Genomic DNA, 11,685 nt, shown 5'->3' with positions numbered 1-11,685 from the left:
TGACGAGTGGAAAAATCGGGGATCGTGGGCGCAAAAAATATCAAATATATAGGTAGCTTAGGCTTCATGACCGATACCGTAAAGCATCCCGATGCCGGAAACCAACTTCAGATTGGAGACCATTTCTATGATCCCGTCTCCAATGAACTCTTAGACCCGTCTGGAAACACGGTACCGTTGCGGCCTCAGTCTGGCCAGGTCTTATCAGTATTGGCCAAACAATCGGGTACAGTGATTACGAAATCTGAACTGTTTGCTGCCGTCTGGCCGAATACGAGTGTGACGGATGACAGCCTTACACAATGCATCTCGGAAATTCGCAAATCGCTGGGGGATAGTGATCGCAAGTTGCTTCGCACCATTCCAAAACAAGGATACCTGCTGGATAGTCGATCCGTTGTTGCCGCCAGCACTGCACAGAAAACTCTGCCTCACCATATCAGCGCTGACCTGATAGAATGGGAGGCGACACGCCAGCGTACTGTGGTGATCATATGTCGACCTGCGGGAGGGCCTGACGAAACCTCGCTGCATGAAGCGGTACAATCGGTGGTACGTCTGCACCGGCCCACCGGGGCAAAAGCAATTGATGGAAACAGTGCAACTCTGACCTTTGCAACCCCAATCGAAGCAGTTCGATGCAGCAGTGCCTTGATCAGGAGTGCACGTGCGTTGGGAATTGGCGTTCTTCGCACCGCCCTCGATACTCTTGAAAGAAGCCGGATAGCAGCCTTGTCAAAATTGCTGCTAGAAACGAGCGATGAGTGGGAATACGCCACCGTTGAGGTGAGGGATCAGCTACACTTCAGTCTAGAATGCGAGTTCGAGGATCTGGGAGATCAACATCAGCTGGCTGAGGTCAATGGTATTCGCTTGTATCGTGTGCACCGATACGGATCGGCATACTATCCTGCTGCGCGCACCAATCTGGACGATGTATTGCCAACGGTGGCTGTCCTACCGTTTACAACACGCGATCGCAGCGCTCATGATCCTGTTCTGGCCAATGTGCTGGTTGACGACATCATATCGGCATTATCCCAATCAACCGACCTCAACGTAATTTCACGCCTTTCAACTTTCGGAATCCGAACCGAAAACATGACGTTGGAGCTTTGTAAAAAGACGTTCAACGCAGAATTTTTAGTGTCCGGCGTCTGCGACGACGATGGCTCACGGGTGATCGTAACTCTTGAATTGATCGATGTTTCATCCGGCAAGATTTTGTGGTCAGAGCGGATCTTGAAGCCGTTAGAAAGTTGGATCAACAATCTCGGTGTTATCGATGAGATTGTGATGAGTATTCGCAAAGCGATCAGCCTCAATGAAGTACGAAAATCACGATTGCAGCCGATCACATCGTTGAAAAATTCGACGCTTCTGCTGGGTGCGGTGGCTCTCATGCATCGGTTATCCAAGTCCGATTTCCAAGCGGCGCGAGTGATGCTGGATGAGTTGATGGACCGAACTCCGGATCACCCATTGGTTTTGTCTTGGGTGGCCCGCTGGTATGTTCTTCAGGTGCAGCAAGGATGGACAGAAACTCCCGAAAACGATGGTCAGAGTGCGCTACAGTATACGTCGCGTGCGCTCGAAATTGATCCGGAATGCGCATTGGGGCTGATTAGTGAAGGTGCTGTTTTGGTCAACCTCTTTAGAGATTTGGAGCTTGCACAAGATCGATACGATACAGCGCTGGAAGTGAACCCGAACGATGCAAACGGACGCCTGCTGCGGGGTACACTCTATGCGTTTCAAGGACAGGGAGATCTGGCGGTCAGCGACACCGAACTGGCCATGCATCTTGCCCCACTCGACCCGCACCGCTTTATGTTCCTGGCGCTTTCTGCCGGGGCGAGCCTCGCCGCTGATAATTTGCCCCGTACCATTGAACTGGCGGACGCTTCGCTTCGACTGAACCGGTCACATGCCTCTACCTTGCGGATTAAAGCTGTAGCACAATTGCGCTTGGGACGTGAGAGCGACGCACGTAAAACTACCAGGGAACTGCTGAGAGTGCAGCCTAATCTGACTGTCGACGGGTGGCTCAGGCGGTCTCCCAGTTCCTCTTATCAAGTCGGTCTACGTTTTGCGGAAACACTGAAGGACCTCGGGATTCCCGAAAGCTAGGCACAATCTCCAGCAGATCTGCCGTTCTGACGGCACCATGGCGCGATGACAAGGCGTACAACTTTATTTTGTTTCATTTTTCCAGGAACACCCTAAGGTGGTGGCTACTGCGCCTTGGCGCACAGGGGTCGCATCGGTCGCCAGTGGTGGTTTCCGGTAATTTTTGAGGCAGCAGGGGGGTGTGAACGTCGGTCAGTGTGAGAACGGCAGGGTACGCGCAGCCAATAGAGTGGCGTCATTTAAGCATACTTCTTCATACGAGCCTTGCCCCAATCAATTTAAAGCCGTGACATATCATCTGATCTCTTCCTGATCGGGTATTTATCACTAGCACCCTATGATTTATCAAAGGAAAGTTGAATTGCCCTTCAATGCCAAAGGTTCGCCCGAGAATAGTTTTAACAGCTTCAATAGTTTTAATAGCTTCAACAGCTTTAATAGCTTTGGAACCTCTGGGAGCACGGTCGCAGCTGAGGCTTTGTTGACGACGCGCGATGGTATTGTCGGTGCGCCCTTAGATCTGAATCCCCACATTACTCCGGGTAGTCCCCATGATCCGCGCAATCTGGCGCGGTTGTCGGCAGATGTCCGGGCCAGCCTATACTTGTCCGAACTAGGATCGCGGGTTGCATTTTCGGATGCCATGGATGAGACGGCTATCGCCAACCTTTGGCGGCGGGATACTCGGCCAGCGGGTCGTTCGCCTCAAGCAGATAGCCTCCTGGTCCAAATCACAGCCCCGACGATTGATCAGTTCAAGGAACAGATGGCCTATCTCACAGCCTATGCTGACCTGCGCGGCGATCGGGCGGCGGAGATCCTTTCGCAGACCAGCGCAATTACGCCTTTTTTGGCGTCGATTTCCTTTATGGATCCCGCAAGAACCCCATTTACGCTGGAATTGATGTCTGCAGCACTAGGGTTCACCAACTATTGTGGCATGCGTTTGAAATACAGTATTTCCGCCAAACGCCCGATAGAGTTTTCGCCACAGGTTCAACCAATAATCCCAACGCCCACTCACGGCTCTTTGCCGAGTGGCCATGCCACGGAATCCTTCGTGACTGCGCGCCTCCTATGGAAACTGCTGCGGGCCTCCAACTCGGAGCAATATCACAAAGACGGCGTCTGGGGCGAAATGTTCATGCGTTTGGCATCCCGGATTGCCACGAACCGAACTGTCGCAGGCGTTCACTTTCCAGTTGATAGTGCCGCAGGGGCAATGCTGGGGCTCACGTTAGCGGACTATCTGCACGCGGTATGTGACCCAGAGGCAAATGAGCTGACTAGTGCCTGTTTCAATGGCCCCGCGTTCAATGCTGCGGAGGACTTTGATTGGCACGCGCTGTATCTGGCACGCGAAGATCGCCAAACGAAAAAGGCGGGCAAAAAACGCAACCCTTGGGCCACCAGCGAGCGTCACCCGACGACACCGGACATGGCTTCTCCGGTCCTGACATGGCTGTGGAAGAAGGCGCAGGCCGAGTGGCAGGATTTTACCTTATAACTCCAATGCCTTGCCGAAAAAGGAGCAATAATCATGCCATTGCATTGGGAAACATTTCATTCGCAGGATCTGCTGTCTGACGTTGCTGACTATCGATTGTCACGTCCACTTATTCACGTTACATCAGCGGCGTCTCAACCTTGGTGGTCCGCCCTTGTTGAGTTGCAAGATATTAGTATCCGCGAGTTTGAAGAGCGTGCGCAAAGCCGGTTCCCGGACGACCTGGTCATCCCAGCTGATTATGATGCAGATGATCGTGATACGGTCGAAGAAACGCAATTCGTTTCAATTTTTGCCCGCAAACCGCTGTTAGATGCGTTCAACCGTCACGCCGCCGATTATTCAGTGATAGGTTTGACGTTGGGAACAACTGTTACGGACTCTGATCTGTCTGACGTTGATACAAATGATGACGACAGCAATCGTCGTAAGATCATTGAGGTGCCCGAAGGAACGGTCATCACAGCCGTCATCGACGATGCGATTGCCTTCGCCCATAACCTGTTTCGAGATGGCCTGGTGTCGTCGCGGGTGGAGTTTGCAACAATCCTGTCAGCGTCTCCTGAACAGCTCTCTCGGGTGGGGGCGTCGGGACGCAGCTATAGTAAAGCCCAAATCGACGCCCTCTTGCAGGAATGTACGACCAACGGCTTGTTGGATGAGCCTGCATTTTATGCAGCGGTAGGTTTGGTAAATGCGCGTAGCAAAGCACTCTCCGCCGTCGCCTTGCGTCGTTCGCATGGCACGCATGTGATGGCGCTGGCCGCTGGATATTCGATGAGCAATGCCCCGAGTAACCGGCCAATTATCTGCGCGTTGTTGCCCTCCCGGGTTACTGAGGATTCTACCGGACAGAATACGCTGCCCAGCTTTAAACTAGCGCTCAAGCGCCTGTGCAATCAGGCGGCGCGGTTCCGGCTGCCTGACAAAAGTAAACCTCCTGTCATATTCAACTTCAGCTATGGGAATTTCGCGGGGCCTCACGATGGAACCAGCGGTATTGACCGCGTGATTGACCGGTATTTCGGGCCACAAGCAAAGAAGCCCGATGCAAATCAAACACGCCAGATTGTGCTACCGGCGGGTAATGGTAACCTTAGTCGTATTCATGCAGACCTGAATCTTCAGAATGCGAAAAGCAAATCCAAGGACCCATCGTGGAAACTGGATTTTGTTGCTCAGCCGGATGACCGAACGTCAAGCCATCTCCAGATGTGGATGCCATACCACGCAACCAATCCGCCGCCCCGGCTTGTGGGGGTCCGTGTCACGGTTCCATCTGGCCCTGCGAGCAAGACAGTTTATGTATCCGGCAATACCGGGCAGCGACTGGTTGACGAGCAAGGCCAGGAGGTCGCACGCCTGACGTATCGGTTCGACGGGGGGCATACACGTCGCGGGGTGATAACCTTCAGTATCAATCCTACTGCGCATCAATCTGCTATAGACTTAGCCCGAGCTGGCCGTTGGCGGGTCGATATTACGTCCTGCGATATGAACAGCAGTGACGACGTTCAAATCTGGATAGAGCGTGACGAAACCTTGCCCGGTTTTCTGCCCGGTGGTCGGCAAGGGTATTTTAACAACGCTGACTATGTCTATTATAATGCACTCGGCGCGCCCCTTCCGGTGGATCCGGCGGGAACAACCAGCCCAATCCGGCGCGCCGGCACGTTGAACGGTTATGCCTGCGGGAAAACACCGCTGGTGGTTGCCGGCTTCACCCAGAGTAATCGCTTGCTGTCAGACTATTCCGCTGCAGGGCCGATTACCCCTTCTCGGGGGAAGAAAAAGGCAAACCGACTGGGACCGGATGCGGCGGCACTTGCGGATGACAGTCCGGTCTTGACCGGCGTATTGAGCGCGGGATCCAACAGCGGCAGCTTGACCCGCATGGGCGGCACCAGTGTCGCCGCACCCAGGGTTGCGCGCCTCGCGGTTCAAATGACCTCCGAAGGGGTTGAGACTGACCGCAAATGGCTGCGCTCCTTGGCGGAGGCCGAAGATCCCAACAATAAGGCTGCCATAACCCGAACAGGTGGCGGCCAAGTTGATATTTCAGTGGATTTTGGTTGGCCTGAAAGAGGTTGAGCAACATTGCCCTGGTAGGGGCAATGTTCACGAGCTTCTGGTCAGTTTGCGATCATAGTTTTTAGCTTGATCATCAGGGACTTCGCGCTTTCCTTGTCAATACCTACAAGGGTAGAAAATTCGTCCGTTTCTGTCTGTGAAATCATATGATTCAGACAGTTAGCCAAAGCCATGCACTCTGTTGCGGTCAACGTGTTTGGAGATTTGTCAGGCATTGCGCTTTCCTCATTAAATCTGCCGCCCTCCTCAAATCGGAGAGGCGGCATGGATTTAGGACTGAACTCAACTTAGGTTGTCGTAGTAGGTCTTGCCGGTCAATGGACGAAACGCGGTGCCGCAGTCGTTGGCATTATCATTTGTGATGATGACCGTACCGGTGGGCGTATGCCAGTATGCATAGCGACTGTTGGCCAAGGGCTTGGACTCCGTCGGAGCGTTCATAATCCCCAGAAGGAATGTTGCGAATTCATCCGCATTGGCAATCGTCGGATCGGGGAATGCCAAGCCATCGATTACCTTTCCATGTACAAATTCGGCTGAGTGCTTCGTGTATGCGTGGCCATGGGCAATGGCGGCAGAATATTCGGTATTATTGGTTGCTGTGCATGCAGCATGCGCAAGGGCAGGCAAGGCAACCAACAGCACGAGGGTGGCAGCAAGTCGTTTAAGAAGTGTCATATCTAAATTCCTTATTCGCCATAGATTTGAGGGAGATCGCCATACGGCGAAGTGTTTCCCGGGGCCCAACAAGGCCCCGCAACAAGTCGTTATTGGCGGTGGACTGTGAATGTGCCGTCTGACTGATAGTCCACGTTGCAGGTGGAATAGCCCTGAGTGAAATCGCACAGAACAGCCCCTGCGACCGAAAACGAAATGGGTGATCCGACGGGGTGATTGCCTGTCTTTACGTAGAATTTCGGTTTTGGCGCGCAGAATATGTGACTGACTGGTGCGGGGGTGACGTAGCTGGACAAGACGACCTGCGTGTTTCTCACCTTGATCCCATTGCCGCAGTGGAGCTTCAAACCACCAGTGGGAGTGTAGCTTGGTATCTGGATACCAAAGTTCCCTTCAGGGATGCCTGACGCGTAGGCCGGCATGGATAAACCGAGCGACCCGACCGTCAACTGAGTATTATTGGGCACCTGCTTGGTCTGGTCTTTTGGCGTCAGAGCAATTGGCCATTTGGCAACAACGGACGTTTGAGAAGCATTTTCATAAGGTTGCGGCTTCACAAGCATGGCGAGTTTAGCTTGATTGCTAAATGCGGCCACATAAGGTTGTCGTTCAAATTGAAACTGAAGCGTGGACCCAGATGATTTGTAGGGGAGGACTGCACCCGTAGCCAAGCTGGCCGATGACGACTGAAGTACACTTCCTGAACTCTGGTAATTTGCAGGGTGCTGAAACGCATAGAACTGCATTTTAGATTGAGACAGGTTCCTGATTACTATGGTCAGCGTGTACGGCATGAGTGCAGTCCATTCTACGGCCCAGCCTAAACTGCTCCGAAGTTCCACCAGGGACAAAGAAAGATCAGCCTAGGTCCGGCTGGTGATGTTCCAATCCCCATTAGCTGCCAGCTCCACGTCAATCACAGTGTAGCCCCCAGTGAAATCACACAGTGCCGAGGTTTTTGACGCAGCGGTGAAATCCATCACCGTGCCAGGCGTGTAGGTCCCTGTCGCAACGTAGTATTTCAGGATCGGCTCGCAATCGACGTGCGACTGTGGATTTGCCTGAACGAAGTTCGACAAGACGATCCCCCCGTTTACAGATACCGCGGAGCCGACGTTGTAGAAGGGCGGTGAAGAGAAGCTCGGTGTGTTGATCCGGAATGCGCCAGGCTGTACGCCGGCCTCGTTCGTCGGTGTCGATAGGCCAAGTGCGGGGCTTACGCTGGCGGTCGTGGAGTCATTGGCAGCGCCGCCACCAGCAGGCGCAAGATCGATCGCACGGCTCGCAGACGAATAGCCTGAGGACTGGCCAACGGCCGGCGCAGAATGGGCCTCCTGAATGCCCGCATAATACTGCAGATCAACCTGAAAGGTCAGGATTGAGCCAGACGAACCATAGTTGGCAAGGTTCTCTGCAAAGAGACTGTTCGAATACACCGTTGCACCGCCAGTATAGTTTGCCGGCTCTTGGAAAAAGAAGAAGCCCTGTGTTGCCGGCTCAAGATTTTTTACGTTAATTGTCAAAAGGGTAGACATAGTGAGTTCCTCGCTTTGATGATTGGCAGCAGGCCCTGTCTTTATGAACCTTGCACAATCATCATCAGGTCGCTGAGGTCAGATGTCCTGAAACTGGTGCTGAAATTTTCTGAAATTTTCTGAAGGTCATCTTTCAGTATTGAATGTGAGCTACTCCCCAATCGTTGGACAGCTTTCGGCGTAACTTAAGCTACTCTCTGCTCCTGCTGACCTGTTTGGGTTTCGTCTTTTCTCAGCCAATAAACCACGGCCGGAGGTTTGCCACCAAGGGCGGAATGGGGGCGTTTGCGGTTGTAGAATTCGACCCACTTGCCGACGCCCACCTTTGCTTCTGATCCTGTTTCCCATGCGTGCAAGTAGACGCACTCGTATTTCAGGCTGCGCCAGAGCCGTTCGACAAAGATATTGTCGAGGAACCGACCCTTGCCATCCATCGAGATGCGCACGCCGGAGCGGCGCAGACGATCTGTCCAGGCAAAGGACGTGAATTGGCTCCCCTGGTCGGTGTTCATGATCTCTGGCGGGCCGAAGCGGTGGATCGCCTCATTCAGAGCCTCGACACAGAAGTCGGCTTCCAGCGTGTTCGAGATGCGCCAGGCCAGAACCTTGCGGGTATGCCAGTCCATGATCGCTACCAGATACAAGAAGCCCCGTCGCATTGGCTGGCAGGTGATGTCTGCGGCCCAGACCTGGTTGGGCCGGTCGACGCGCAACCCTCGCAACAAGTAGGGATACGTCTTGTGGCCCTTCGCCGCCTTGCCCCCTCTCGCACATGCTTTGCATGTACTGTCAGGCAGCGGGTGTTGGGCTTTTGGCAGATCGGCATCAAGCCCATGAGCCGCATCAACCGTCTGATCCGTTTCGCGTTCACCAGAAGGCCTTCGTTGCGAAGATGCCAAGTCATCTGCCGAACACCGAAGAACGGCGTTTCCAGAAACTGCTCGCCGATCAGGCGCATTAGCGCCAGGTTCAGCACCGTCTCGCCCTTGGGCTGATAATAAAACGAAGACCGCGGGATCGACAGCAGCTTGCATTGCTTGCCAATGGGCAGATTGGCATTGGCATTGGCATTGGCAGGTCCGATCATTTTCCGCCTCACTTGCCGATCCAGGGTTTGAGCTTTCGTGACAAAAAATCGTTGGCAACGGCCAGCTCCCCGATCTTGGCGTGCAATTCTTTGACCTGCTCTTCATCAATCTCCGGGGTTCTCTTGCCGCCACGCTCGAATACGCCGGACGCGCCCTCCAGGAGCGCCCGCTTCCAGCTATGGATCATTGTCGGATGAACGCCAAATTGGCTTGCCAGCTCAGCGACAGTCCGCTCGCCCTTCAAAGCCTCAAGCGCGACCTTGGCCTTGAACTTAGGCGAATGGTTCTTCCGTTTCGACATCTCTGATCTCCTCTGCGTCGAAGATCAACAGACAGCAAATTGTAGCTTACGTCAGTGTCCGATTTTCGGGGAGTAGCTCAGTCACCGAGTTCTTCGACAAGCGTCTGTTTAAGGTGTTCGTATTGATGCCGGAGTATTGGGTTGCCTCGTAGCGCGTCACGGAAGGCGATTTGATCGCGGCAATCGGCATCGTCGGGATGGTACAGGTGCAGATTGTGGGTTCTGATGTCACCATCTCGCAGCCGGATAGACAGCCGCCCGCTTCGAATGCCTCTGTCGATGTAACCCAACTTCGTAAGAGCGGTCGCAATCTGCTCTTCGTGGGTTGAGCGCATGGCAATGTCCAAGATGGGTTTTGCTGTCAGACCGGGTACTGAGGTGCTGCCGATATGGTCGATATCAAATTGCACATCTGGCAGAGCCTGTGCGATCAACGCGGCTTCTTTGGCAAACAATTCAGCCCATCTGGGGTCGTATTCGGTCAAAGACAAAGAAGCCTGACGCAGACCAAGTGCAGGACGTTCAGCAGTCATGAGATAACCTTTCCGTTTACCCAAGGCAGCAGGTCGTTCACGCGGGTGATCTTGTAGTCGGGGATGCGCGCGATGGTGTCAGCGAGCCAGGTTTGGGGATCAACGCCGTTGAGTTTTGCCGTTTCTATGAGCGTGTATGCCACGGCAGCGGCGCGGCCACCGGCGGGTGAACCGACGAAGAGGTAGTTTTTGCGGCCCAAAGCGATAGCCCGCATGGCGCGTTCGGCTGTGTTGTTGTCGAGTATCTAGGATACCATTGGCCAAGTAAGGCCTGAGCCGCCGCGTGCGCGTCAGCGCATATCGGATCGCCTGAGCGAGCGGGGATTTGCCCGATATGATCGTGAGTTGCCTACCCAGCCAATCCTGCAGGTCATCGAAGACAGGTGTGGCCTTGGCCTGCCGGATGGCAACACGCTGATCTGGCGGTGAACCGCGCGCCTCTTTCTCAACGGCGTAGAGCTGGCTGATCCGCAGGATCGCTTCTTCGGCGATGCTTGAGCCCTGAGATCGATGAACATCCACGAACTTGCGCCGGATGTGGGCCATGCAGACGACCTCTTTGATGCCGTGGTCGCGATAAAGCTCCTCATACCCAGCATAACCATCGGCGTGCATCCAGCCTTTGTATTTGCTGAGATGATCCTTCGGGTGCGCCCCGCGCCGGTCTTCGGAGAACTGATACCAAGCAGCGGGAGGCGCATCGCTGCCCCATGGCCGTTCATCACGGCCATAGACCCAAAGGCGTCCGGTCTTGGTCTTGCCCGTTCCGGGTGCGAGCATGTTGACGGGTGTATCGTCGGTGAAGATGGCCTTGCCCTTCAAGGCGTGCTTGCCGATGGCATCTGCCAGTGGGGCCAAAAGCGTTGTCGTTTTGCCAACCCAGTCCGCCAAGGTGGAACGGTCGAGATCAAGTCCATCGCGTTCGAAGATTTGGCTCTGGCGATACAGCGGTAAGTGGTCGGCATATTTGCTGACCAAGACATGCGCCAGCAACCCGGGCCCTGGGCGACCGCGTTCGATGGGGCGAGATGGAAGGATAGCCTGGGTGAACTGCTCGCAGCGTTTGCAGGCAAAGCGCCGGCGGGTGATCTTGTTCACGACGAACCGTCCCGGCACATATTCCAGTTCTTCGGTCACGTCCTCGCCGATCTGGCGCAATGCACCGCCGCATGTGCAGTGATCTTTTGGCGGCAAGAGTTCGATGTTATTGCGTGGGATGTGGTCCGGGATCGGACGGCGCTTTGGTTTGTCCTTGGGCTCATTTGGGGAGGCTTCATCTTGGCCGTCATCGCGGCCTCGGCCACTTCGCTTGCCTCAAGCGCCAACATGAGCTGCTTGGTCTGTTCTGAGGTCGATCCTTAGCGCCAGGCCTTTTGCCCCGCGACCTGGTGGAGAAGCTTCTCAATCAGCATGGCCTGGGCTTTGATCTCGGCAAGAAGCTGGGTCGTGAACTCTTTGAGCTCTCCGTAATCTTCCGGCAATGTCATCGCTTCGGCCATCATGGCTGCAGCCTACACCATTGGATTTGCGTAAGGAATCCTAACCTGCGCGCAAAGGTCTCTAGGTTCTACCCGGCGTGCGCCAGTCGATGCCCTCCAGAAGCATCGCCAGTTGCGCAGGCGAGAGGGACACTTTGCCTTCCTTGGTGGCAGGTCACACAAACTTGCCGCGTTCCAGGCGCTTCGAGAACAAACACGCGCCTTGGCCATCCCACCAAATGATTTTGATCAGATCACCCCGACGGCCCCGGAACACAAACAGATGCCCGACAAAGGGATCGAGCTTCAGCACCTTCTCCGCCTGCACGGCCAAGGATGCATAC

Annotated in this window: 7 protein-coding genes and 3 pseudogenes; 3 read left to right on the top strand and 7 right to left on the bottom strand. The window is 54.5% G+C overall.

Features of this window, described 5'->3' with window-relative positions:
- Nucleotides 1-66: 66 nt before the first annotated feature.
- The 3 genes from WLQ66_RS10670 to WLQ66_RS10660 all read left to right on the top strand — a co-directional run bounded on the left by WLQ66_RS10670 (nucleotide 67) and on the right by WLQ66_RS10660 (nucleotide 5,728).
- Entirely contained in the window at nucleotides 67-2,130 is a 2,064-nt protein-coding gene (locus tag WLQ66_RS10670) for a winged helix-turn-helix domain-containing tetratricopeptide repeat protein (protein WP_340546357.1), read from the top strand.
- Between the two features lie 361 nt (nucleotides 2,131-2,491).
- Nucleotides 2,492-3,637, top strand: a complete 1,146-nt coding sequence (locus WLQ66_RS10665) for a phosphatase PAP2 family protein (protein WP_340546356.1) — start codon at nucleotides 2,492-2,494, stop codon at nucleotides 3,635-3,637.
- Nucleotides 3,638-3,670: 33 nt separating this feature from the next.
- On the top strand, nucleotides 3,671-5,728 hold the full coding sequence (locus WLQ66_RS10660; protein WP_340546355.1) for a S8/S53 family peptidase: 2,058 nt from the start codon (nucleotides 3,671-3,673) through the stop codon (nucleotides 5,726-5,728).
- Between the two features lie 282 nt (nucleotides 5,729-6,010).
- Here the strand turns inward: WLQ66_RS10660 and WLQ66_RS10655 are convergent, their stop codons facing one another.
- From WLQ66_RS10655 to tnpB, 7 genes and pseudogenes are all read right to left on the bottom strand, one after another.
- Entirely contained in the window at nucleotides 6,011-6,406 is a 396-nt protein-coding gene (locus tag WLQ66_RS10655; RefSeq protein WP_340546354.1) for a hypothetical protein, read from the bottom strand.
- Nucleotides 6,407-6,495: 89 nt separating this feature from the next.
- Nucleotides 6,496-7,200 (bottom strand): hypothetical protein, encoded by a 705-nt coding sequence (locus tag WLQ66_RS10650; protein WP_340546353.1) that lies wholly within the window; start codon nucleotides 7,198-7,200, stop codon nucleotides 6,496-6,498.
- Nucleotides 7,201-7,269: 69 nt separating this feature from the next.
- Entirely contained in the window at nucleotides 7,270-7,941 is a 672-nt protein-coding gene (locus WLQ66_RS10645; RefSeq protein WP_340546352.1) for a hypothetical protein, read from the bottom strand.
- 185 nt (nucleotides 7,942-8,126) lie between these two features.
- Nucleotides 8,127-9,330: pseudogene (locus WLQ66_RS10640) on the bottom strand (IS3 family transposase).
- A 77-nt stretch (nucleotides 9,331-9,407) separates the two neighbouring features.
- Nucleotides 9,408-9,863 (bottom strand): GrpB family protein, encoded by a 456-nt coding sequence (locus tag WLQ66_RS10635; RefSeq protein WP_340546351.1) that lies wholly within the window; start codon nucleotides 9,861-9,863, stop codon nucleotides 9,408-9,410.
- Nucleotides 9,860-11,365: pseudogene (gene tnpC / locus WLQ66_RS18810) on the bottom strand (IS66 family transposase). The gene WLQ66_RS10635 and the pseudogene tnpC overlap by 4 nt, the downstream one beginning before the upstream one ends.
- 58 nt (nucleotides 11,366-11,423) lie before the next feature.
- Nucleotides 11,424-11,685, bottom strand: a pseudogene (gene tnpB / locus WLQ66_RS10615) (IS66 family insertion sequence element accessory protein TnpB); the annotation flags it as partial.

This window comes from Phaeobacter sp. A36a-5a (assembly GCF_037911135.1).
Classification (GTDB): Bacteria; Pseudomonadota; Alphaproteobacteria; order Rhodobacterales; family Rhodobacteraceae; genus Phaeobacter; species Phaeobacter bryozoorum.
This window is presented reverse-complemented; position numbering and strand designations above follow the sequence as displayed.